The organism is Bradyrhizobium sp. Kon10, from assembly GCF_055807395.1.
The window spans coordinates 48,174-71,909 of record NZ_JBVVOZ010000008.1 but is presented as its reverse complement, the minus strand read 5'-3'; the positions used below and the strand labels follow the sequence as shown (position 1 = coordinate 71,909).

Below are 23,736 nucleotides of genomic sequence, written 5' to 3'. Positions count from 1 at the left end.
CGGGCTACGCAGCAAGCGTGAAAGCAAAAAAGCGTCCGGCGCTGAATCAACAGAGCCGGGCTTGCAGTGATGTCAGACCGAGGCTGAGGGGCTTACGGCATTGGCGCTAACCTACCAGATTGGCGTTTGATATGCGCGTTTTCTAGGCGGCTCGCGGAGATGGCGTTGAAGCTTTCGTGCAGCGGCTCGCAAGGTCTGCACATCCGGCTTAGGGGCGACGGCGTCGATGAGGGCCTCGACGATCATGCGTAGCAGGCGCCAAGCGCCATTCTTTACGCGGCCTCCCGGCGGGGAGAGTCACCGAGATGTTCCGCGATGAGCGGCTCGGTCAGCAGTGCCAACAGAAGGTGACAGAGGATGTGCGCCCTCGCACTCCTGGGATCCTCGCTCGGTGGTCGCGCGAGGCCGATGCCGCTCTTGAGATGCTTGAAGGCGATCTCAATACGCCATCGCAATCGATAGAGACTGCTGATTGCTGAAAGTGGAAATTCATCGCGATCGAGCGAGGTGATGATGATCATCCATTCGGCCGCGACCAGCGTCTCGGGCATCAGCTTACGGCCCATGTCGCGTGCCCGGCGCGTGATCTTGGCTATCGTGACATCGCGCGCCTGCTTGGGCTTGCGGATTGCCACCAGACGCAATGCGATGGGCTCTTTCGCCGACCCCTTGATCCAAATGGGCTGATCGATCAGTCCTTTGCCGCGTGCGGTTTTAAGAAGCGCAATGAGATCGAGGCAGTTTGCATCCGCATCGAGCCAGCGCGCTCCGTTCCATTTGGCTCGCACCACGATGTCGGCGCCTCCGGCAAGCACCTTCGCGATCCGATCGGGCTGCAGATAGGCGCGATCGCCGACCCGAATTTCCCCCGCTACGACATCGGCGCGATCGATGACCTCGCCCTCGCTCTCGTCGGTCAGATCGAAGGCGGTAAAGTGCTCGCTCGCCAAGTCGAAGACCGAATGCACCCGCCATACGCCGCCAGCTTCGCGATCGTTCCGGCCGGCCTTTGCCACCGCAGTGGCATCGACAAGGCGGACCGGTCGCCCCTTCGCTACGGCTGGGCACGTCCCGCCCACGTCCGCAACGAGCAACCGACCAACCAGTCGTTCGAGCCAATCCGCCGAGTTGCGCAGCCGCTTGAGAAGCGCGACGTTCGATAACGAGGCAAGCCCCATCGCCTCCGCCCATGCGGCCGTCAATCGCAGCCCGCGTGTGCCCCAACAATACGACAGCACCAGCCGCAACTGGTCCACAGCGCATTCGATCTTGCGCGCTCGCTTGAACGCACCGGATTCTCGCGCCTCCCGCTCAAGCAGGTCAGCGCCGCCCAGCCGATCGACAGTGCGCAGCCATTCGGCGTTCGAAAGTGATTCATCCGTCATTCGACGCAGGAATCACAATCGATTCTCGCACGCAAGATGGTAAGTTAGCGCCAATGGGGGCTTACGGTCTGACGGGAAAGCGCGGCGAGACGCCAGCTGGCGCAGGGAATGTCCTTTGGCGCGACATTGATCTCCTTGTCGAAGCGCACCAGTTTCCAATCGTCCGGATGGTTGACGAAGGCGAAGCCGGATTTGCGCGCAAGCGAGATCATCGCCTGGTTGGAGCGCAGCGTATCACCGAAGATGTGTGTAGCGCCCAGCGCAGCCGCGCGGCATTCCAGGTTCTTGAGCAACGCGGTGGCGATGCCGTGGCCCTGCCAGCGATCGGCGACCGACAGGCCGAATTCGACCGTCGCGGATTCCGCGTGGAGAGCGTAGCGGGCTTCGGCGACGATGGTCTCGAAGCCGTCGACCATTCTGGTCGCGACCACAGTGAAACGTTCGCGCTCGCCGACCTGGAAGAAGTCGTGCAGCAGGCCCATGGGCAATTCGCTGATCGCGCCGAAGAAGCGGTTGTAGCGGGAGCGGGTCGTGAGCGAACGGAAATAGTGCTGAAGCTCGTCGGTGTCGCGCGGCTCGACGAAGCGGACCTTGAGCGCGTCACCCTGCCGGGTTCGCAACGTGTCCGAATATTGCTTCAGGTCTTCAAGGCGAAGAATGCTCATGACATCGGCCTTAGGAGAAAAAAGGACCGCCGGCGCCCCTGTGATCAGGCGGCGCCGGCCTGGCGGCCAATCAGGCCCGCCAGAAGGGTTTGTCGGCTTCATCGGCGATATCGCTCCAGGACAGGCCGACGTCGTGGAGATCGCGGGCGGTCCAATTGGTCAGCTCGCGGCGGGTGCGGTAGCGCTCATGCCAGACATACAGCGTCTCCCCGATCTGGGAGAGCAGGCCCGGTGCATGATGATTTGTCATCAAATTGTCGGTGCAAGTGGACATTTTCAGCTCCTTGAGCTAAATTTCAACGGAGTATCCGCCTGTACGCGGCCTTCGACAAACGACAATTTGTACTCCTTCGCATGAAATAAGCTCATGCATCCTGCTGCCAAATGACTGCCAGATTGCCGTCCCTGAACGGATTGCGGGCGTTCGAGGCTGCCGCGCGCCATCTCAGCTTCACGCTGGCAGCGGTCGAACTGAACGTGACGCAGACCGCGATCAGCCACCAGATCCGCAGGCTCGAGGAGGAGCTCGGCATTCGCCTGTTCATCCGGCAGAACCGCGCGCTGGCGCTGACGCCGGAGGCGCGCGAGTACCTGCCGGGCATTCGCGCCGCCTTCAACGACCTCCGGCTCGCGACCGACCGCCTGCTGCGCAAGGACGACGACAAGGTTCTGACGATCTCGACGCTGGCATCGCTCGCCGCGAAATGGCTGCTGCCGCGGCTGACCGATTTCCAGGAGGCCCATCCCGGCATCGACGTCCGCATCACGACATCGACGAGCCTCGTCGACTTCCAGCGCGACGACGTCGACGCCGCGATCCGCTACGGCCGGGGCCAATGGCCGGGCCTGCGCGCCGACTGGCTGATGGCCGATGAGTTGTTTCCGGTCTGCAGTCCGTCGCTGCTGCGCGGCGACAAGCCGTTGCAACGCCCCGAGGACCTGACGGGCTATCCGCTGCTGCACACATCCAACGCCAACAGCGACGACTGGCGGCTGTGGCTCACGGCGGCGGGCCTGCCCGTCGACATCTCCAAACAGCCCGGCATCACCTTCGACATGATCTTCATGACCATCCAGGCCGCGATCGACGGCATCGGCGTGGCGATGGGACGAACCTCCTACGTGCAGGACGACATCACCAAGGGCCGGCTCGTGGTCCCCTTCAAGATCGCGTTGCCGGCCGATGCGGGCTTCTACCTGGTCTCGCCGGAGGGCCGCCGCGAAGCCCCAAAGCTCGCCGCCTTCCGCCAATGGATAATCGTGGCGACGCAGAATAAAGCCTGAAAAATCATCAGCTTCCGCAGCAAAACAAGTTGACTCGCGGTGCCTCGCGCGGGAGGGGTAAGCCGGATTGTCACAGCAACAATCTGTCGCCTTGCCGTGAAAATGGATTCCGGTCCGGCCACGTCCGAAGGGGAGAAACGCCATGGCTGGACCAGCAGCATCAACCAATCCGCCCAGGATCAAGTCGCGCATCGGCGCGATCCTGCGCGCCACCAGCGGCAATTTCCTCGAGCAGTTCGACTTCTTCCTGTTTGGATTTTATGCGCAGGATATCGCAAAGGCGTTCTTCCCCGCCGCAGACGAGACCGCAGCTCTGCTCAATGCTTATGGCGTGTTTTGGCTCGGTGCGCTGATGCGTCCCGTCGGCGCGATCGTCCTCGGCTCCTATATCGATCGCATTGGCCGTCGCCAGGGCCTGATCGTCACGCTCGCGCTCATGGCGCTCGGCACCGTAGTGATCGCCTTCTGCCCGTCTTACGCAGCGATAGGTGTCGCTGCCCCCGCGATTGTGCTGATCGGCCGATTGATTCAGGGCTTCTCCGCCGGCGTAGAACTCGGCGGTGTCTCTGTTTATCTGTCCGAGATCGCGACCCCAGGTAACCGCGGCTTTTACACCTCGTTCCAATCTTCCAGTCAGCAGGTCGCGATCTTTGTCGCAGCGATCATCGGCTTCATCTTGAGAGAAGCCATGCCAGCCGACACGTTCCTGGATGCGATCGGAGGGATCGCGAAATGGCGCATCCCGTTCTTTGTCGGCTGCATCATCATCCCCGTCATTTTCATGTTGCGGCGTTCGCTCGAGGAAACCCCGGCGTTCCTGGCCATGAAAAAGCATCCGACCGCGCGCGAGGTGTTCGCGTCGGCGATCGCGAACTGGCGCATCGTCATTCTCGGGATGATGATCGCGGTACTGACCACGACGACCTTCTACTTCATTACGGTGTATGCTCCCGGTTTCGGCAAGCAGCTCAACCTTTCGCCGCAGGGGACCCTGCTCGTGACCCTTCTCGTCGCGGTCACCAACTTCATCTGGAATCCGGTTGGCGGCGCAGTCTCTGACCGGATCGGCCGCAAGCCGGTGCTGGTGACCATCGCGATCCTGGCATTCTTGACTGCATACCCGGCGCTGTCCTGGCTCGCGGCAGCGCCCACTCTCGGGAAACTGCTGGCAGTCCAGATGATGTTCTCGTTCTACTTTGGCGTTTACAGCGGCACGATGCTGGGATGTCTGGTCGAGATCGTGCCGGCACATGTCCGTACCACCTGTTTCTCCATCGCTTTCGCATTGGCTGCAGGTATCTTCGGCACGTCCACCCCGGCCGTGGCAACCAAGCTCATCGGCATGACCAACGGGGACAAGGCCTCGCCGGCGTACTGGCTGATGTTCGGCGCGGCGCTCGGCATCATCGGCGCGCTCGTCGTCTATCGCGGCGGCGGCAAGGCGGTGAGAACGTATGACGCGGTGGTCGAGCCGGTGGCGGGACACTGATCGTCATTCCGGGGCACCCGAAGGGCGAGCCCGGAATCCATTTCTCAGAGCATTCCTGCGGCACGATGGATTCCGGGCCCGCGCCAAGAGGCGCGCCCCGGAATGACAGCGGCCGCCCTACAGCTCCACCACCACGTAGTCGCTCTCGACCTTCACCGGAATGGTCTCGGCGACATACGGCCCCTTCACCACACTCGCGCCCGGCTCGACATGTGCCGGGTAGGCCTTGACCCGAAAGCGGCGGGGGTCGCAGTAGGATTGGCCGGTGCGGACGTCGAACTCCCAGCCATGCCAGGGGCAGCGGATGATCTCCCCGAGTTTGGTGTATTCGATCTCGCCGGGGTCGCTCGATTGCGCAAGGCCGATCAGCGGGCCCTCGCATAGCGCTGCGCCCTGATGCGGGCAGCGGTTCATCAGGCCGAAATATTCGCCCTTGATGTTGAAGACCGCGATCGGCCGTCCGTCGATCTCCAGAAATTTTCGCGTGCCCGGCGGCAGCTCGTCGACCTGACCAATAACGTGTCTCGCCATCAGCAAATGCCGTAGAGCTTCTTGGCATTGCCGAGGTAGAACGCCTCGCGATTGGCCTCGCTGACGCCGGCCGGCAGCACGCGCGAGGGCTCGTCATAGTCCCAATGCGGATAGTCGGTCGCGAACAGCAGCCGGTCCCAGCCGATCCATTTGATGACGTCGAACAGATCCTCGCGCCGCTCCGGATCTTCCATCGGCTGCGTCGTCCACCACACCTGCTCGCGGATATATTCCGACGGCGGCCGCTTCACATGCGGCACCTCGCTGCGCAGGCGCTGCCAAACCTTGTCCAGCCGCCATCCCAGTGAGGGCGCCCAGCCGAAGCCTGCCTCGATCATCACCATCTTCAGTTTCGGGAAGCGCTCGAACACGCCTTCGAGCACGAGACTCGCCAACGCGGATTGCTGGCACTGCGAGTGGCCAACCATCTCCTCGATGTAATAGCTCGGCCAGCCCGACGGCGTGATCGGGTTGCCGCCGAAGCCGAAGGCGTGGACGCCGACCGGCAGCCCCGCTTCCTCCGCAGCCTGATAGATCGGCCAGTAGCGGCGCTGCCCGAGCGGCTCGACATTGCGGCTGAGCAACAGCACCTGCACGAAGTTCTTGTCACCGGCGCGCTCGCGGATCTCGGCGGCCGCCGCCATCCCGTCCTCATTGCCGACGACAATGGACGCCTTCAGGCGCTTGTCCTTGGAGGTCCATTTGTCGATCTGCCAATCGTTGATCGCCGAGCACAGGGCGGCCGAGAGCTCGTGGTTGCGGATGCCCTGCCCGGTGTTGAGCGGGTTGAGCACGCCCAACTGCACGTTATTGGGATCGAGCAACTGCTTCTGCATGAAAGACAGCGAGGAGCCCTGCGGGCCGCCTTCGGGTGGATAGGCATCGCGGCGCGAGGCGTTGGGCTGCGCCTTGGGATAGGGCGGGCCTTCCATCATCCCCTGATAGGCATGGACGCCGTAGATCTCGAGATGATGCTGCCAGCGTTTGGCGAGATAGGGATAAAGTTCGGTTCGGGTGGCGCGCGCCGGATGGATGTCGCAGTCCGCGATCGCGGTCTTGGCGGTGACGGGGGAAGCGGCTTCGGTGCTCTCGCGGAACTGGATATTCATCGCCTTGCCTCCTTTGGCAGCGGCTAAGTCAGGCGGGGATAGGTGGCGTGTGGATTATCGATCATGATCTTGCGCACGAGATCGGGAGTGAGCCCTTTGGGCAGCGCATCCTGGCCGTCGAACTGCCAGTGCGGATAGTCCGTGGAGAATAGGACCAATTCGTCCGACTGCATATGATCAAACAGGCGAATTAATGTCGCTTCATCTGGCGGCGCATCAAATGGCTGTAACGAGAAGCGGATGTTGCTACGCACAATCTCCAGCGGCGCGCGATCGACCCAGGGCGTTTCCATCCGCACCCCTCGCCAGAACTTGTGCAGGCGCCAGAGATAGGGGGAAATCCAGGAGATTCCGGATTCCAGCATCACCATCTTAAGCCGCGGGTGCCGGACAAACACGCCCTCGACGATCAAACTGGTGAGCTGGGTCTGGAACGCCTGCGCCTCACCGACATAGTCCTCGATGTGGTAGGAACCCCAGCCCACCGCGGTCGGCGGATTGTGATAGGCGGAACCGGCATGGATGCCGACCGGCAGGTCGAGGCGTTCCGCCACCTCGTAGATCGGCCACAGCGCGCGCTTGCCGAGCGGCGTGTCGCCCATCACCAGCATCAGCACCTGCACGAAACGCTTGTCGGGCGCGCAACGCTCGATCTCGGCGACGGCCTTCTCGACGCTTTGCGTCGGGATCACGATGGAGCCGCGCAGCCGCGGATCGCGATCGAGCCATTCCTTGGCGAGCCAATCGTTCAGCGCGCGGCAGAAGGCGGCTTGCAAATCCTCGGAAAACACCATCTGCACGCCGTAGAGCGGATTGCAGATGGCATGGTTGACCCGGAAGGCATCGAGCACATGGCGCTGCATGTCGGCGATGGCGGAGCCGGGCTTGCCGGATTCGGGCCGCCAGTCCGGCCGCGCCGTGATCGGCGAGTTTTGCGGATAGGATTGCGAGATCAGATCGACCATGCCGCGCGTCGTCACCTGATCACGCCAATAGTCGTTCAGGTACGGCAGCAGGCTGGTCAGATGCGGCACGGCCGGATGCACATCGCAATCCACCCCGCCGGCGATCAGGGACGCCATGACGTCTCCCTTACGTGTCCTCGTCGCGTTTCCCTTGCGCAGCGCTTCCTCGCGCCGTCTTGCGTCCCACCATTCAAGCAGGCCTGCCCGTCATCCGCAACTCGGCCAATGGCGCTGTCATATGCTAGGAAGGCACGGCTCGGTTGCGAAGATCAGAGGTGCAGGAATGAAAGAGCTGGTTGGCATTGCGGAACAAATCGCAGGCAGACTGATTGCGCGCAAGCAGACCATCGCGGTCGCGGAATCCTCGACCGGCGGCCTGATCTCGGCGAGCCTGCTCGCGGTGCCCGGCGCGTCGGCTTATTTCCTTGGCGGCGCCGTGGTCTACACCCGCGACGCGCGCCGCGTGCTGATGGATATTTCGGACGAAGGAATGAAAGGCTTCCGTTCGTCCTCGGAGCCTTATGCGAAACTTCTGGCGGAGCAGATGCGCGGCCAATTCGGCTGCGACTGGGCCCTGTCCGAGACCGGCGCCACCGGCCCCACCGGCAACCGTTACGGCGATGCCGCCGGCCATAGCTGCATGGCCGTCGCGGGGCCTGCGGCCGAGGTGATGACGCTGGAGACCAGCAGCAACGACCGGCTTGCGAACATGCAGGCGTTCGCGGCGACGGCGCTGAAGCTGCTGCTGCGGAATTTGTCGGAGTAACTGCATCGTCAACCCAAGTGAGTCGGGAAAGCCTCCCCAAAAGCTCGCTGTCATGCCCGCGAAGGCGGGCATCCAGTACGCCGCGGCCTGTCGATTGAATCACAACCGTCTCGGAGTACTGGATCGCCCGGTCAAGCCGGGCGATGACAGCGGAGGTCGGGTCGACGTTACCTTCCCAAATGCCGCATGAAAATCCGCACGATGTAACCCTTGAAGCGCGGCGCCTCGTCGTAGAGGTCCGACGCGATCCGCTCGATGGTCTCGCGCAGCGACACGAACTGCGCCTGCCGTGCGCTGCTCTCGGTACCCTGCATGCCCGCAAGCTCATCCATCGCGGCATCGCTGATCTGGCATTGCACGATGTCACCATCGCCGTCGCTCAGCATGGTGAAGCGGAAGGCCAGCCGTTCGAGGTCATGGCCAATGATCCTGTCGCGCGTCAGCGGCATCTAATCGTCCCGGTCGAGCGCCCCCGCGCGGGACAATGCTGAAAATCTCTCCGCTTGTCAGCAGCAAACGGGCCTTCGTCCTACTGAAACGCAACCTCGGCGAAACTGCGCAGCTTGCGTGAATGCAGCCGCTCCGATTCCTGCTGCTTGAGCCGTTCCAGCGCCTTCAGGCCGATTTCGAGATGCTGGCCGACGCGGCGGCGGTAGAACTCGCTGGCCATGCCGGCAAGCTTGATCTCGCCGTGCAGAGGCTTGTCGGAAACGCAGAGCAGCGTGCCGTAGGGAACGCGAAAGCGGTAGCCGTTTGCCACGATCGCCGCCGATTCCATGTCGAGCGCGACCGCGCGCGATTGCGACAGGCGGCGAATGACCTCCGGCCCGCTGATCTCCCAATTGCGGTTGTCGACGCTCGCGACGGTTCCCGTGCGCATCAGCCGCTTGAGTTCGAAGCCTTCGAGCCCCGTGACATCCTCGACCGCCTCCTCGAGGGCCACCTGCATCTCGGCGAGTGCCGGGATCGGCACCCAAAGCGGCAACTCGCGATCGAGCACGTGATCCTCGCGCACATAGCCGTGCGCGAGCACGTAGTCGCCGAGCCGCTGCGTGTTCCGCAATCCCGCACAATGCCCGAGCATGAGCCAGGCATGCGGCCGCAGCACCGCGACATGGTCGGTGACGTTACGCGCGTTGGACGGTCCGGTGCCGATGTTGATCAGAGTGATGCCGCGATAGCCGGGCTCGACCAGGTGGAAGGCCGGCATCTGCGGCGCACGCGCCGGGGCAACGCCTGTCGTCGCGCCGCCGCTGCGCGTGATCACATTGCCCGGCGCAACAAAGGCATCAAAGCCGGCCTCGCCGGACTGGAGGCGCTGCTGGCACAGCTGCGCGAAGGCGTCGACATAGAACTGGTAATTGGTGAAGATCACGAAGTTCTGGAAATGCTCGGGGTCGGTGCCGGTGTAGTGGTAGAGCCGGCGCAGCGAGTAATCGACGCGGGCGGCGCGAAACAGCGACAGCGGCTCGGGCGCGCCGGGCTGAAGCTCGAACGTGCCGTCGGCGATGGCATCGTCCATGGTGGCCAGATCAGGCACGTCGAACGCATCGCGCAGCGATCGCGTCACGGCCGAGTTCTCGCTGGTGCTAATGGCAGCTTCGATGTTGATGTCGCGGCGATAGGCGAAGTGGACGGGGATCGGCTCGCTGGACTCGCCGATTTCGACTGGCACGCCGTGGTTCTGGATCAGCAAACCGATCTGCTCGGTGAGATAGGTCCGGAACAAATCCGGCCGGGTCACGCTGGTTTCGTGCACGCCGGGCCGGGCGACGAAACCATAGGCCAGACGCGAGTCGAGCCGCGCATGCGTCGCGGTCGTGACGCGGACAAACGGATAGTAAGCCCGCGCCCGCGTCGTGATCGCCTCGCCGCCGACATAGGCTTCGAACCGGTCGCGCAGGAATTTAGTGTTGCGCTCGTAGATCTCTTCGAGACGGGCGACGGCCGCAGTCGCGTCGGAAAAGGCTTCGGTGGCGATGGAGGGAGGAGATTGCATGGTTCGACCGCGGATGGTTGAGCGTGAGTCGAACTATAGCAAGAAACAAGGTGCCGTAGGGTGGGCAAAGCGAAGCGTGCCCACCATCAACCTTGGGGAACGAAAATGGTGGGCACGGCGCTTTGCGCCTTTGCCCACCCTACGGGACCGTCACGCCGCGGCTTGATCGCCGCGCCGTCGCGCGTCACTTCTCCCGGAACGCCCGCATGAACTGATCGTGCAACGGTTTCATCAAATAGGACAGCATGGTGCGGTCGCCGGTCTGGACGAAGGCTTCCGCCGGCATGCCGGGGATCAGCTTGGAGTCGCCGAGTTTGGCGACCTCTTCCGCGGACATCGACACGCGGATGGTGTAGTAGCTCTGGCCGGTGCGCTGGTCGGTGGTGACGTCGGGCGAGACGCGGGTGACGACGCCGTTGAGTTCGGGCGTGGTCCGCTGGTTGAAGGCGGAAAGACGCAGCAGCGTCTTTTGGCCGATCTGGAGCTTGTCGATATCGACCGGATTGACCTTGGCCTCGACCTGGAGATCGTCAGCCTGCGGCACGATCAGCATCAGGGCATCGCCGGCAGTCACGACGCCACCGACCGTGTGAACGGTCGATTGCAGCACCATGCCGTCCTGCGGCGCGCGGATGTCGACGCGGCGGAGCTGATCCTCGGCCGCGACCTTGCGCTCGATCAACTCGCCGATCTTGTCATTGGTCTCGCGCAAATCTTTCGAGACCTCGCTCACCATGTCCTTGTCGACCTGGATGATCTGGAGCTCGGTCTCGGTGATCTTGCCCTTGGCCTGGGCCCGCGACGCGATGTACTGCGCACGCTCGCCGTTGAGGCGGGCGCTGTCGCGCTCGAGCGTGGTCAGGCGCGAGATCTGCACCAGATGCTTGTCATAGAGATCGCGCACACCGACCAGTTCTTGCTGCACCAGCGCGATCTCCTTGTCCTTGGCCTTCTCTTGCGCCGCGAGGCCATCGATCTCCTCGTTGAGCTGCTGGATGCGCTCGCGCAGCTGCGCCTTCTGGCCCGCGCGGCCGTTGACTCGGACGTCGAACAGCTTGGTTTCGGCGGAGAGCAGCACCTTGACGTCGGGATCGTCGGCACGATCGAGCAGCGATTGCGGAAACTCGATCTTGTCCAGCCCGCGCTGCTCGGCCTGAAGCCGCGCCGCACGCGCCTGCGATGCATCGAGATTCTTGGTGACGATGGCGAGGTTGGCCTTGGTGACGGTGTCGTCGAGCCGCACGACGATGTCGCCCGCCTTGACCACGTCGCCATCGTGCGCGCGCACTTCGCCGACCACACCGCCGGTCGGGTGCTGCACCTTCTTGACATTGGATTCGACCACGATCTGGCCGGGCGCGATCAGTGCGCCGGAAATCTGCACCGTTGACGCCCAGCCGCCGAGGCCGACGGCCAGAACCAGCACGATCCCGAGGCCGAGCATCAAGTGAAACCGGATCGAGTCCCGCACGGTCCGCTTCGCGCCCGGCTTTGTGCCGGCAATCGTCATCGTGCTCATGATTTGGCCACTCCGCCTTCGCTGACGATCTTGATCGGCGCCGGCGGCGCGACGCGGGGCTGGAGCACCTGGGCGAGCACCTGCTCCTTCGGGCCGAAGGCCTGCATGCGGCCGTCGCGCAGCACCAGGATCTGGTCGACCGCCTCGACGCCGACCGGCCGGTGCGCCACCACGACCACGATGGCGCCGCGCTCGCGCGAGGCACGGATGGCGCGCGTGAGCGCCTCGTCACCTTCGGTGTCGAGATTGGAATTGGGCTCGTCCAGCACGATCAGGAACGGATTGCCGTAAAGCGCGCGCGCCAGCGCCACGCGCTGCGCCTGGCCCGCCGAGAGCGAGGTGCCCTGCTCGCCGACCTGGGTGTTGTAACCCTCGCGCATCTTGATGATCATCTCGTGCACGCCGGCCTGTTTGGCCGCGGCAATGATGCCGTCAGACGTCGCCTCCGGATCGAAGCGGCTGATGTTCTGCGCGATGGTGCCGCCGAACAACTCGACGTCCTGCGGTAGATATCCGATGTGGCGGCCGAGCGCGTCGGATGACCATTGGTCGAGCGCCGCGCCGTCGAGCCGCACCTTGCCACGCACCGGATGCCAGACGCCGACCAGCGCGCGGATCAGCGACGATTTGCCGGAACCGCTCGGCCCGATCACGCCGAGGCCGTTGCCGGCTTCGAGGGCAAACGTGACGTCCTGCACGATGAGACGCTGGTCGCCAGGCGGCACCATCGCGACGGCTTCGACCGAGAGCCGGCTGGTGGGTGCCTGCAACTGGGTCGGCAGCGCCTGCGCCGGCATCTGCTCCAGGAGGCGGCTGAGGCGATGCCAGCTCTGGCGTGCCGCGACAAAGGACTTCCAGTGCGCGATCGCGAGATCGACCGGCGCCAGCGCGCGGGCGGACAGGATCGACCCCGCGATGATGATGCCGGCAGTCGCTTCCTGGTGGATGACGAGATAGGCGCCGACCGCGAGCACGGCCGATTGCAGCATCATGCGCAGCACTTTTGCCACCGCGCCGAGACCGCCGGCGACGTCGCTCGCACGCTGGTTGCCGGCGAGATATTTTTCGTTGGCCTCGCTCCAGCGCTGATTCAGCCGGCCGGCCATGCCCATCGACACCAGCACTTCGGCATTGCGGCGGCTGGACTGGGCGAGATCGTTTCGCTGGGCGGCAAGGCCCATCGCCTCTTTCGCCGGCTGGCGCGACAGAAACTCGGTGACCACCGTCAGCGCCACCAGGATGACCGCGCCGATCAGCGCGGTGAGGCCGATCATGACGTGGAAGGCGAAGCAGATGGCGAGATACAGCGGCAGCCAGGGCAGATCGAAGAACGCGCTCGGTCCCATGCCGCCGAGGAAGGAGCGGACATTGTCGAGGTCGCGCAGCGGCTGAAGTCCCTCGTTGCGGCTGCCGACGAGCAGCGGCAGGCGCACGATGGTGTCGAACACGCGCTTGTTCAGGGCTTCGTCGAGCGCCGTACCGATCCGTCCCAGGATGCGGTTGCGGATCATGTCGAGCACGCCCTGCGCCATATAGAGGCCGCCGGCGAGGACGATGAGGCCGACCAGCGTCGGGATGCTGCGGCTCGGTAGCACCCGGTCGTAGACTTCGAGCATGAAGATCGACCCGGTCAGATAGAGCAGGTTGATCATGCAGCTCATGAAGCCGAGCCCGATCAGCGCCGTGCGGCAGGCACGCAGCGCATCACCGAGCTCTGAACGGCGGAGGCCGGGAACGGCTGCCATCAGTCTGATCTCTTTCGGATGAGGGGCAAAACCCCCTGATTTCAACGGCACGTCGAGGGCTACTCGCCGCGGATTAATATCGCGTTCTCCGCGTGCAACGCAGTCGGCTGAATCCGGGACCTTGGTCGGCCACGTCTACCCCGGATGGTCTGATGCGCAAGTCCGGTATTCCACAGTCTTTGTGGCTTTTCATAGCAAAAAAACGACGCCTCCCCCCGGCTCGGGGAGAGGCGCAAAGTTCCGATCGACTGGACGTGCGAGCGCTAGAACCGGCCGCCGCCGCGCACCAGCCGCACCACCAGCAGCAGGATGATCGCGCCGATGGCCGAGTAGATGATCTCCGAGACCAGCCCGAGGCCCAAGTGGATGCCGAGCCGCGGGAACAGGAAGCTGGCGATAAACGCGCCGGCGATGCCGATCACGATGTCGCCGATGATGCCGAACCCCGTTCCGCGCACGACCTTGCCGGCGAGCCAGCCGGCAACCAGGCCGACGAACAGGATGATGATGAGGCTTTGGCCAGAAATATACATAAGTTGAAGTCCCTCTCCGTGAACGAGGAGCATGGAACCGCAATCGGGATGAATGGGGTGTGAATACAGGTTCCGGCGCTTTCGGAGGCCCCCGCGCAGGCAAAAATGTCGAAAACAACCCCATGCACAGTAGAACGGGTCTTCGCCGACCGCGCCCGGTGGAGTGTGACAACCCGCTGCTGGTGCGGGGAATTCCCGGGATCAGGCGCGCTCCGGCGAGGGCGCGGCCACCGAGGCTGCCAGCACGCACCGGGCCGCCCTGCCCGGTCCCACCTCGACAGTCGCAGGCAACTGCTCCAGGCAGCGCGGCTGCGCCACGGTGCAGCGCGGGGCGAAGGAGCAATTGTGCGGCCTCTCGGCCAGCGAGGGTGGGGTGCCGGGGATGGTCTCGAGCCGTTGCCCCCGCTTGGCGCCATGGATGGTGGAGGCGAGCAGGCCCTTGGCATAGGGATGCACCGGGGAGCGGACGATGTCGCGAAGGGTCCCCTGCTCCACGATCTGGCCGGCATACATCACCGCGACGCGGTCGCAGATCTCGATCGCAACACCAATGTCGTGGGTGACGAAGATGACGGACATGCCGAACTCGCGCTGAAGCTCGCGCAGGAGCAGCAGGATCTGGATCTGCACGGTGGCGTCGAGCGCCGTGGTCGGCTCGTCCGCGAGCAGGATCTTCGGCCGGCAGGCCAGCGCCAGCGCGATCATGGCGCGTTGGCGCATGCCGCCACTCATTTCGTGCGGATAGGCGTCGAGCCTTCGCTTGGCCGAGGGAATGCGCACGACCTCGAGCATATCGAGCGCCCGCGCGCGGCCCTCCGCGTGCGACTTGCCCTCGTGGCGCACCACGCTCTCGGCGATCTGTGCGCCGATGGTGTAGACCGGATCGAGCGCCAGCGCCGGCTCCTGGAAGATCAGCGACACAGTCTGCCCGCGGAACGACGACAGCTCCTCGTCGTTCATGGCGAGCACGTCACGTCCCATGACATTGACTGCGCCCGAAATCTGCGTGCGCTTCTTCGGCAATAGCCGCATCAGCGCCCGCAGAGTCACGCTCTTGCCCGAACCGGACTCGCCGAGCAGCCCCAGCACTTCGCCGTCGCCGAGCGAGAGGCTGAGATCGTTCACGGCATAGACCGCGCGCTCGCCGGTGAAGCGGATGTTGAGGCCTGAGATCTCGACCAGCTTTGTCATGACGGCAATTTGGGGATCCGGTCGTGATAATCGGTCGCGCGCTGGAACGCGGCGCCGATGGTGAGCAGGGTCGCTTCGTCGAAGGAGCGGCCGATCAGCTGCATGCCGATCGGCAGGCCGCTTTTGGTGAAGCCGGAGGGAACGGTGAGCGACGGCAGGCCGAGATAGTTGACCGGACGGGTGAACAGCGTCAGCCGCTGCAACAGCGCCGGCGCATTCGGTCCGCCACCGACGTCGCTTTCCGCGATCGTCGGCGCCGGCACGGGCGATGCCGGCGCGATCACCGCATCGACGCCGACTGTAGCCGCATTGTGCGCGGCAAGCGCCGGCCCGCGCCAGCGCATCGCCTCGAGATAGGTGATGGCGGGAACGGCAAGGCCGTTCTGAAGCCGCATCAGGACCTGCGGGCCGTAATCCTGCGGCCGCTCGATCATCCAACGCTTGTGGAAGGCGGCGGCTTCGGCCGCGAGCACGAGCTGGCTTGCCGCGGACAATTGCCGCTGGTCAGGCAGCTCGACGGTGACGATGTCGGCGCCCTCGCGCTTGAGCACCGCGATGGTCTCGTCCAGCACGCGCGCGACCTCGCCGTCGAGATCATCGACATAGAAGGAGGCGGGCACGCCGATCTTCAGGCCTTTCAGCGAGCCCCTGGTCGCGGCGACATAATCCGACAGCGGCTCGTGGCTCGCGGTCGAGTCCTCGGGATCGGGGCCGGCCATCACCGCCAACAGTAGCGCGCAATCCTCGGCCGTGCGGGCGAGCGGGCCGACAGTGTCGAGCGATTGCGACAACGGCATCGCACCGGCGCGGCTGACGCGGCTCCAGGTGGTCTTCAGCCCGGTGACGCCGCAGAAATGCGCGGGCATGCGGATCGAGCCGCCGGTATCAGAGCCCAGCGCTGCATAGGTCAAGCGCGCCGCGACCGCCGAGCCGGAGCCGGACGACGAGCCGCCGGTGATATGCGCGACATTCCAGGGATTGCGTACCGGACCATAGTGATGGTTGTGCCCGGTCGGGCCGTAGGCGAATTCAGCCAGATGCAGCGTGCCGAGCCGGACCTGGCCGGCATCCTTCAGCCGCTGCAAGGCGGTCGAGGTCGTGGTCGGCACGAAATCGCGGCGGATCAGCGAGCCGCAGGTCGCGACATGCCCCGCATCGTAATACATGTCCTTGTGCGCGAGCGGCACGCCGTGCAGCGGACCGCGGACGATTCCCTTGGTAAGCCGGGCGTCGGCGGCCACGGCCGCCTTCAGCGCGGCTTCCGATTCGATCGACATGAAGGCGTTGAGATGCGGCTGCCACTGCGCGATGCGATGCAGCAGCGCGCGCGTCACCTCCTGCGAGGAGACCTGCTTCATCGCGATCGCACGCGCGACCTCGGTGAGCGTCATTAAGGCGGGCTCGGTGCTCATTTTGACACCTTCGCGGTCTGCGCGAGCACGTAAGAAGCCGGTTCGAGATCGAACGGCAGCGTTCCGGCGATGGCCGCGAAGCCTTCGAATGCGGGTCCAATGGAATTGGAGATGCGTGTCGCGATCTCGTCGTCCACGGGAATGCCGGCGAGCTGTGCGATCGGCTTGATCTCTTTGGGTGTCGGTCTCGTCATGCGGTCTTCTCCCTGGGCGCGCGGCTATGGCCTGAACCCGGAATCGCCGTGTGGCAGGCGGCCTCGTGGCCCATTGTATCGAGCGCGGTGAGTTTTGGTGTCGCATTTGCGCAGAGCGGCTCCGCAAACGGGCAACGGGTGTGAAAGCGGCAGCCCGGCGGCGGGTCAATCGGATTGGGCGGATCGCCCGTGATCGGCGGCGTCTCGGTACGACGGTCCGGATCGGAGGACGGCATCGCGGCCAGGAGTGCGCGCGTGTAGGGATGCGCAGGCCTGTCCCAGACCTGATCGACCGGGCCGAGCTCGACGACCTCGCCGAGATACATCACCAGCACGCGATCGCTGATGTAGCGGACCACGTTGAGGTCATGGCTGATGAAGAGATAGGTCAGGCCGAACTCGCGCTTGAGATCGGCCAGCAGATTGAGCACCTGCGCCTCGACGGATTTGTCGAGCGCGGACACCGCTTCGTCGAGGATCACCAGCCGCGGCGACAGCGCCAGCGCCCGCGCGATGTTGACGCGCTGGCGCTGGCCGCCGGAAATCTCGTGCGGATAGCGGTTGGCGAAATTCGCCGGGACCAGGCCGACCTTGCCGAGCAGCTCGCGCGCAAGCGCACGCGCCGCGCCATCGGCCATGCCGTGGACCTTGGGGCCGAACGCGATGGATTCCTCGATGGTGAGGCGCGGATTGAGCGAGGCGTAGGAGTCCTGGAACACCATCTGCATGCCGCGGCGAAGTTCGCGCAAGCTCAGCGACGGGCCGACGGCCATGCCGTCATAGATGATGTCGCCGGTATCGCGCGGCATCAGGTGCATGAGCAGCCGCGCGGTGGTCGACTTGCCGCAGCCGGACTCGCCGACGATGCCTACGGTCTCGCCCTTGGCGACCGAGAAGGAGACATTGTCCACCGCGCGCACGGTGCGCTTGGCGGCGAACAGCCCCCCGCGCACCGGAAAATGCTTGGTCAGGCCATTGACCTTGAGCAGCGGCTGCGCGAGACCGCCGCGATCCTCGACGGGCTCCAACATGCTGACCGACTGAGTTACATCAGACATGGCGGCCCCCTTCACCTCTCACCATCGGGGAGAGGTCGGCGCGAAGCGCCGGGTGAGGGGGCGCGGCAAACTCGATGCAGCCTAACCCCTCACCCGGATTGCATCTGGCGATGCAATCCGACCTCTCCCTTCGGGAGAGGTGTGGCACCGAGGCCCTGGCTGTCTGCATCGCTCTCATCATTCTCTAATTCCTGATGTCCATGGCGCTGCGCAGACCGTCCGAGAGCAGATTGAAGCAGATCGAGACTGCGAAAATCATCGCGCCGGGGAGCGCTGCGACCCAGGGATTGACGTAGATGGCGGTCCGCAGCGTGTTGAGCATCAAGCCCCATTCCGGCTCCGGCGGCTTGGTGCCGAGGCCGAGGAAGGAGAGACCGGCCGCCAGAATCATCGAGACCGAAATGAGACTGGTGGCATAGACGAAGATCGAGCCCAGCACGTTGCCGAGGATATGCACGCGCATGATGGTGAAGGGGCCGGCGCCGGAGGCGCGCGCGGCCTCGACGAAATCCATGTTGCGCACGCCGGTGGTGACGCTTTCGGCGACGCGGGTGATCTGCGGCACGAACACGACGGTCAGCGATACGATGGAATTGAGGATGCCGGCGCCGAGCGCGCCGGAGATCGCGATCGCCAGCAGCACGGATGGAAAAGCGTAGAACACGTCGATCGTGCGCATGATCGCGGTGTTGAGCTTGCCGCCGACATAGCCGGCGACGAGGCCGAGCGAGGTGCCGATGCCGAAGGCGAGGATCACGGGCAGGATGCCGATGACCAGCGACAGCCGCCCGCCATAGATCAGCCGGGCCAGCATGTCGCGGCCGAGTTCGTCGGTGCCGAGCGGATAGCCTGATGTGCCGATGTGGCGGAGGCGGCGGATCATCGAGCCCTTGTAGGGATCCTCCAGTCCTAGCCACGGCGCGAGGATCGCGGACAGAAAGATCAACAGCAGCACAAGCGCGCAAGCCATGCTGACCTTGTCGCGGGCGATACGGCGGCCGACAGTCGCCCAATAGCCGCGCGCCCTGGTCGCAGGCGCTGCCTGCAGCGCGGCGTCGGCGGTCACTTGAAGTGGGAGCTCGCTCATCACCGCAACTTCCAACGTCGTCCCGGCGAAGGCCGGGACCCATAACCACGAAAGGTAGTTTGGCGAAGACTCGTGGTTGCCGTCTCGTCCCACAGCCGCTTACTGGGGTTATGGGTCCCGGCCTTCGCCGGGACGACCCTGAATGTGTGCCACCTCATCCCGCTAGCCCCGCTTGATGCGCGGGTCGATCGCGGCTTGGGCGATGTCGACCAGCAGATTGAGGAAGACGAAGAACAGCGCCAGCACCAGGATCGTACCCTGTAACAGCGGCAGATCGCGCTGGAAGATCGCCGAATTGAGCAGGAAGCCCGAGCCCGGCCAAGAGAACACGGTCTCGATCAGGATCGAGCCGCCAAGCATGTAACCCAGTTGCAGCCCCATCACCGCCAGCGCGGTCGGCGCGGCGTTCTTGATGACGTGGCGGAACACGCCGGTTTCGTGCAGGCCTTTTGCCCGCAACGCCTCGACGAAATCCTGCGAGAGGATGTCGCCGGTCAGTGCGCGCACGGTGCGGGTCACGATGCCCATCGGGATCACCGACGTCGTGATCGCCGGCAGCACCAGATATCTCAAATGCGCCCAGTCCCAGGCCCAGGAGCTGGAGCCGTTCGGCCCGGCGCCCACAGCGGGCAGCCAGTTCAGCTCGACCGAGAAGATGATGACGAGCACCATGCCGAGCCAGTAATGCGGCACCGAGACGCCGGCGATGGCAAATGATGTGGCGAGCTTGTCGATCCAGGTCTCACGGAAATAGCCGGCGACCAGGCCGAGCAGGATGCCCATCGTGAAGCCGATGATCCCGGCGGCAATCGCCAGCGTGACGGTGTTGCCGACCGCGCGCATAACTTCGGCGAGCACCGGGCGGCCAGTGGCGATGGAATTGCCGAGATCGCCGTGAAGGGCGCGGAGCAGCCACAGACCGAACTGCACCGGCAGTGGACGGTCGAAACCGTAAGCGGTACGCAGCTGGGCGGCGAGCTCCTGCGAGGCATCGGCCGGCAGCACCGCGACCAGTGGATCGCCCGGCGTGATATGCACGAGCAGAAAGCACACCAGCGCGACGCTGATGACGATCGGAACGACGTAGACGATGCGTCTGGCGATATAGGCGAGCACGTTTGGGTCTTTCTTCCTTCTTCCCTTGTGGGAGAAGGTGGCGCGGAGCGCCGGATGAGGGGTTCTATCCGCGGATATAGCTTTCAATATAGGAGGAGTCTCTCCGCGGAGAGAACCCCTCACCCGGCTTCGCTTCGCGAAGCCACCCTCTCCCACAAGGGGAGAGGGTGCAGTGTGCGTGTGGCGCGAACTACTGCATCGACACCAGCGAGAAGTCGATGAACCAGCTCTTCGGCTGCACCACGCCCGTGACCTTCGGGCTCATGGCGCGCGGGCCGACGTCGTGGGCGACGTAGAGGAAGGCGGCATCGTCGACGGAGGCTGCGTGCAGCTCGGCGAGCGCGGCGTCGCGCGCGGCAGGATCGAAAGTCTGCCGCGCCTTCTTCACGAGCTCGTCGAACTTGGGATTGTTGATGAACCCCCAATTGTTCGAGACCGGCGGCGCCATGCCCGATTGCAGGAAGCGCACCAGCGCGAAGAACGGGTCCATCGCCGCATAGGTGACATTGGTCGCGTTCGCGCCGTTGGCCGAGGGGTCCTTGGCGCCGCGGCGCCAGTTGGTGAACAGCGTATTCCACTCGATGACGTCGAGCTGCACGTCGAAATAGCATTCGGCCAGCGCCTGCTGGAGATATTCGTTCATCGCCAGCGGCTGCATCTGCCCCGACCCGGACGCGGAGGTCTGGGTCTTGACCGTCAGCTTCTTGTTGGGACCGAAGCCGGCCTCCTGCATCAGCTTCTGCGCGGCCGCCTTGTCATACTTGATCTCGAAAGTCGGTTTTCCCCGCCAGGGATGGCCTGGCTCGAAGGTGCCGGTCGCAGGCACCATCAGCCCCGCGAGCAATCCGTCCTTGAGGCCTTCGCGATCGATGCAGAGGTTTGCCGCCTTGCGCACGCGGATGTCGTTCCAGGGCGAGCCTTCAATACGCGAGAACTGCCAGGGCCAGACATGCGGTTGCTCGTTGGCGTAGAGCTTGAAGCCGCGCTGCTTCAGTTCGGGCAACGCATCCGGCGCCGGCGCCTCGACCCAATCGACCTGTCCGGACAGCAGCGCCGCGGTGCGCGCGTTGGCCTCCGGCATCGGCAGCAGCACCATCTTGTCGACCTTGGGCACACGCGCCTTGTCCCAGTAATTCGCGTTCTTGACCAGTTCGAGCCGCTCGCGCGGCGTGAAGGCCGCCATCTTCCAGGGGCCGGTGCCCGCGGCGTCCTTGGCGAAGGCGGTCCAGGCGGCCTGCGACTTTGCCTTGGCGTCGGCGCCTTCGGCCTTGTCGTAGAAATGCTGCCACTTCGCCGGGCTCGCCATGAAGAGGTTGGTGAGGTTGATCGGCAGGAAGCTGTCGGGCTCCTTGGTGGTGAGCTCGACCGTCATGTCGTCGATCTTCCGGGCAGAAAGGAGCGTCGGCATGCGCGACGCCGTAACGCCGACCTGGCTCGGATCGAACTGCGGGGCGTCCTGCTTCAAGACCTTCTCGACATTCCACACCACCGCATCGGCATTGAACGGCGAGCCGTCATGGAAGCTCACGCCGGGGCGCAGCTTGAAGGTCCATTTGGTCTTGTCGGCATCGTCGACCTTCCACTCGGTGGCAAGCCCGGGGATCACCACGCTGGCCTTGTCCGCGGAAGACAGGTCCCAGCCGGTGAGCGCGTCATACATGGTCAGGCCGGTGAAGCGGTTGCCTTCAAAGCCCTGATCAGGCTGGCCCAGCGTGCGCGGAATATCGGCAGCGGTCATGCCGATGCGCAGCACGGTTTCGGCACTGGCGGCGCGCGGCCATGCGGCGGCCGTCGTCAGCGCCAGCGCCGCAATCAGCGCCGCGCGAGTTGTCTTGATGAGCATGGCCTTGGTCCTTTTCCGGCTTTCGATGATTAATTTTGATGCAAACGTATGCAATGGCTATGCCAATGGGGAAACTTATTCTGCAAATTGCCCCTGCGACGACAAGTCCTTGTGATTAAGCGTTCGCAAAACCGCCTTGCTGCCTATTCTGGCATCAAGCTTGCAAGTTTGGCCCCGAATTTGTCTTGAGTTTTTCCTTGGAGCTTTGCCATGCGTCACCGATTGTCGACCTGTCTCGCCGTGCTTGCGCTGGCGTTGTCCGCAGTCGCGGCGCGCGCCGAAACCGTGGTGCGCTACGGCATCTCGATGGCGGACATTCCGCTGACCACCGGCCAGCCCGATCGCGGCGCCGGCGCCTATCAGTTCACAGCCTATACCATCTACGATCCGCTGGTCGCCTGGGAGATGGACGTCGCCGACCGCCCCGGCAAGCTGGTGCCCGGCCTCGCCACGGAATGGAAGGTCGACGACACCGACAAGACCAAATGGCGCTTCACGCTTCGCAAGGGGGTGAAGTTTCACGACGGCAGCGAGTTCAACGCCGACGCGGTGATCTGGAATCTCGACAAGGTGCTCAACGACAAGGCGCCGCAATTCGACAAGCGCCAGAGTGCGCAAGTGAAGACGCGGCTGCCCTCGGTGGCGAGCTACGCCAAGATCGACGAGTCCACGATCGAGATCACGACCAAGAAGGTCGATTCCTTCTTCCCCTATCAGATGCTGTGGTTCCTGGTGTCGAGCCCCGCGCAGTATGAAAAGCTCGGCAAGGATTGGGACAAGTTCGCAAGCCAGCCCTCGGGCACCGGCCCGTTCAAGCTGACCAAGCTGGTGCCGCGCGAGCTTGCCGAGCTCAGCAAGAATCCGGACTACTGGAACGCCAAGCGCATTCCAAAGGTCGACAAGATCGTGCTGGTGCCGATGCCGGAAGCGCTGACGCGCACTAACGCGCTGCTCGCGGGGCAAGTCGACCTGATCGAGACGCCGGCGCCGGATGCCGTGCCGCAGCTGAAAGCGGCCGGCATCAAGCTCGTCGACAACGTCACGCCGCATGTCTGGAATTATCATCTGAGCGTGCTGCCGGGCTCGCCCTGGACCGACATCCGGCTGCGCAAGGCGCTCAACCTTGCGATCGATCGCGAGGCGGTGGTGGGCCTGATGAACGGGCTTGCCAAGCCCGCCAAGGGCCAGGTCGACCCCTCGAGCCCCTGGTTCGGCAAGCCGAGCTTCGAGCTGAAATATGATCCGGCTGCGGCGAAGAAGCTGGTCGAGGAAGCCGGCTACTCCAGGGACAAGCCGCTGAAGGCGACCTTCATCATCGCACAGGGCGGCACCGGCCAGATGCTGTCGCTGCCGATGAACGAGTTCCTGCAACAGAGCTTCAAGGAGATCGGCATCGACATCGAGTTCAAGGTGGTCGAGCTCGAGACGCTCTATACGCACTGGCGCAAGGGCGCGGCCGACGAGATCAACGCCGGCATCACCGCCAACAACATCGCCTACGTGACATCAGATCCGCTCTACGCCATCGTCCGCTTCTTCGCCTCCGACCAGGTCGCGCCGGTCGGCGTCAACTGGGGCGGCTACAAGAACCCGAACGTCGACGCGCTGATCAACGAAGCCAAGCAGACCTTCGATGTCGCCAAACAGGACGATCTGATCGCGCAGGCGCATGCCCTGATCGTCGACGATGCCGTGCTGGTCTGGGTCGTCCACGACACCAACCCGCACGCGCTGTCGCCGAAGATCAAGCAATTCGTGCAGGCGCAGCACTGGTTCCAGGATCTGACGACGATCGGGGTGGAGTGAGGCGGGCGACGCGGCCGCGTCAAACACCACTGTCGTCCC

22 protein-coding genes are annotated in these 23,736 nt (G+C 64.3%); 4 read left to right on the top strand and 18 right to left on the bottom strand.

Annotated features, from left to right (window positions below; genetic code table 11):
* Window positions 1–272: 272 nt before the first annotated feature.
* From AC0L2O_RS13915 to AC0L2O_RS13905, 3 genes are all read right to left on the bottom strand, one after another.
* Window positions 273–1,385 carry a transposase gene (locus tag AC0L2O_RS13915; RefSeq protein ID WP_473370113.1) on the bottom strand — a complete coding sequence of 371 codons (1,113 nt, stop codon included), beginning with the start codon at window positions 1,383–1,385 and terminating at the stop codon, window positions 273–275.
* 44 nt (window positions 1,386–1,429) lie between these two features.
* A complete protein-coding gene (locus AC0L2O_RS13910) occupies window positions 1,430–2,050 on the bottom strand; it encodes a GNAT family N-acetyltransferase (protein WP_473370112.1) in 621 nt (206 codons plus the stop codon).
* Window positions 2,051–2,120: 70 nt separating this feature from the next.
* Entirely contained in the window at window positions 2,121–2,324 is a 204-nt protein-coding gene (locus AC0L2O_RS13905) for a DUF1127 domain-containing protein (protein ID WP_473370111.1), read from the bottom strand.
* 110 nt (window positions 2,325–2,434) lie between these two features.
* Here AC0L2O_RS13905 and AC0L2O_RS13900 point away from each other — a divergent pair, with 110 nt between their 5' ends.
* Window positions 2,435–3,334: a transcriptional regulator GcvA gene (locus AC0L2O_RS13900; RefSeq protein ID WP_473370110.1), complete on the top strand. Its 900-nt coding sequence runs from the start codon at window positions 2,435–2,437 to the stop codon at window positions 3,332–3,334.
* Between the two features lie 142 nt (window positions 3,335–3,476).
* Window positions 3,477–4,823 carry a tricarballylate/proton symporter TcuC gene (tcuC, locus tag AC0L2O_RS13895; protein WP_473370109.1) on the top strand — a complete coding sequence of 449 codons (1,347 nt, stop codon included), beginning with the start codon at window positions 3,477–3,479 and terminating at the stop codon, window positions 4,821–4,823.
* 117 nt (window positions 4,824–4,940) lie between these two features.
* On the opposite strand, the gene AC0L2O_RS13890 is transcribed toward tcuC, so the two are convergent.
* The 3 genes from AC0L2O_RS13890 to AC0L2O_RS13880 are packed head-to-tail and all read right to left on the bottom strand — an operon-like array spanning window position 4,941 to window position 7,545.
* Entirely contained in the window at window positions 4,941–5,354 is a 414-nt protein-coding gene (locus AC0L2O_RS13890) for a Rieske (2Fe-2S) protein (protein ID WP_473370108.1), read from the bottom strand.
* On the bottom strand, window positions 5,354–6,463 hold the full coding sequence (locus tag AC0L2O_RS13885; RefSeq protein ID WP_473370107.1) for an amidohydrolase family protein: 1,110 nt from the start codon (window positions 6,461–6,463) through the stop codon (window positions 5,354–5,356). The genes AC0L2O_RS13890 and AC0L2O_RS13885 overlap by 1 nt, the downstream gene beginning before the upstream one ends.
* A gap of 23 nt (window positions 6,464–6,486) precedes the next feature.
* The gene (locus tag AC0L2O_RS13880) at window positions 6,487–7,545 is read right to left on the bottom strand and encodes an amidohydrolase family protein (protein WP_473370106.1); all 1,059 of its coding nucleotides are present in this window, start codon (window positions 7,543–7,545) and stop codon (window positions 6,487–6,489) included.
* Window positions 7,546–7,711: 166 nt separating this feature from the next.
* Here AC0L2O_RS13880 and AC0L2O_RS13875 point away from each other — a divergent pair, with 166 nt between their 5' ends.
* Window positions 7,712–8,194, top strand: coding sequence for a CinA family protein (locus tag AC0L2O_RS13875; RefSeq protein ID WP_409191621.1), 483 nt, complete (start codon window positions 7,712–7,714; stop codon window positions 8,192–8,194).
* Between the two features lie 167 nt (window positions 8,195–8,361).
* Here the strand turns inward: AC0L2O_RS13875 and AC0L2O_RS13870 are convergent, their stop codons facing one another.
* The 12 genes from AC0L2O_RS13870 to AC0L2O_RS13815 form a co-directional block, all read right to left on the bottom strand.
* Window positions 8,362–8,643 (bottom strand): DUF1488 family protein, encoded by a 282-nt coding sequence (locus tag AC0L2O_RS13870; RefSeq protein WP_369720674.1) that lies wholly within the window; start codon window positions 8,641–8,643, stop codon window positions 8,362–8,364.
* Window positions 8,644–8,723: 80 nt separating this feature from the next.
* Complete coding sequence (locus tag AC0L2O_RS13865; protein WP_473370105.1) at window positions 8,724–10,193, bottom strand: AMP nucleosidase; 1,470 nt, start codon at window positions 10,191–10,193, stop codon at window positions 8,724–8,726.
* 184 nt (window positions 10,194–10,377) lie between these two features.
* Entirely contained in the window at window positions 10,378–11,712 is a 1,335-nt protein-coding gene (locus AC0L2O_RS13860; RefSeq protein ID WP_369720672.1) for an HlyD family type I secretion periplasmic adaptor subunit, read from the bottom strand.
* Window positions 11,709–13,457 (bottom strand): type I secretion system permease/ATPase, encoded by a 1,749-nt coding sequence (locus AC0L2O_RS13855; protein WP_473370104.1) that lies wholly within the window; start codon window positions 13,455–13,457, stop codon window positions 11,709–11,711. Before AC0L2O_RS13855 ends, AC0L2O_RS13860 begins: the two co-directional genes overlap by 4 nt.
* Before the next feature lie 263 nt (window positions 13,458–13,720).
* Window positions 13,721–13,990 carry a GlsB/YeaQ/YmgE family stress response membrane protein gene (locus AC0L2O_RS13850; RefSeq protein ID WP_409191617.1) on the bottom strand — a complete coding sequence of 90 codons (270 nt, stop codon included), beginning with the start codon at window positions 13,988–13,990 and terminating at the stop codon, window positions 13,721–13,723.
* A gap of 201 nt (window positions 13,991–14,191) precedes the next feature.
* The gene (locus AC0L2O_RS13845) at window positions 14,192–15,181 is read right to left on the bottom strand and encodes an ABC transporter ATP-binding protein (RefSeq protein WP_473370103.1); all 990 of its coding nucleotides are present in this window, start codon (window positions 15,179–15,181) and stop codon (window positions 14,192–14,194) included.
* The gene (locus AC0L2O_RS13840) at window positions 15,178–16,593 is read right to left on the bottom strand and encodes an amidase (RefSeq protein WP_473370102.1); all 1,416 of its coding nucleotides are present in this window, start codon (window positions 16,591–16,593) and stop codon (window positions 15,178–15,180) included. The genes AC0L2O_RS13845 and AC0L2O_RS13840 overlap by 4 nt, the downstream gene beginning before the upstream one ends.
* Window positions 16,590–16,787, bottom strand: a complete 198-nt coding sequence (locus tag AC0L2O_RS13835) for a hypothetical protein (RefSeq protein ID WP_369720667.1) — start codon at window positions 16,785–16,787, stop codon at window positions 16,590–16,592. The genes AC0L2O_RS13840 and AC0L2O_RS13835 overlap by 4 nt, the downstream gene beginning before the upstream one ends.
* Complete coding sequence (locus tag AC0L2O_RS13830; RefSeq protein WP_473370101.1) at window positions 16,784–17,845, bottom strand: ABC transporter ATP-binding protein; 1,062 nt, start codon at window positions 17,843–17,845, stop codon at window positions 16,784–16,786. The genes AC0L2O_RS13835 and AC0L2O_RS13830 overlap by 4 nt, the downstream gene beginning before the upstream one ends.
* 184 nt (window positions 17,846–18,029) lie before the next feature.
* A complete protein-coding gene (locus AC0L2O_RS13825) occupies window positions 18,030–18,932 on the bottom strand; it encodes an ABC transporter permease (protein ID WP_369720666.1) in 903 nt (300 codons plus the stop codon).
* Between the two features lie 162 nt (window positions 18,933–19,094).
* The gene (locus tag AC0L2O_RS13820) at window positions 19,095–20,048 is read right to left on the bottom strand and encodes an ABC transporter permease (RefSeq protein ID WP_369720665.1); all 954 of its coding nucleotides are present in this window, start codon (window positions 20,046–20,048) and stop codon (window positions 19,095–19,097) included.
* Between the two features lie 190 nt (window positions 20,049–20,238).
* Window positions 20,239–21,891, bottom strand: a complete 1,653-nt coding sequence (locus tag AC0L2O_RS13815; RefSeq protein WP_473370100.1) for an ABC transporter substrate-binding protein — start codon at window positions 21,889–21,891, stop codon at window positions 20,239–20,241.
* 210 nt (window positions 21,892–22,101) lie between these two features.
* On the opposite strand from AC0L2O_RS13815, the gene AC0L2O_RS13810 reads away from it, so the two are divergent.
* Window positions 22,102–23,697 (top strand): ABC transporter substrate-binding protein, encoded by a 1,596-nt coding sequence (locus AC0L2O_RS13810; protein WP_473370099.1) that lies wholly within the window; start codon window positions 22,102–22,104, stop codon window positions 23,695–23,697.
* Window positions 23,698–23,736: the final 39 nt, after the last annotated feature.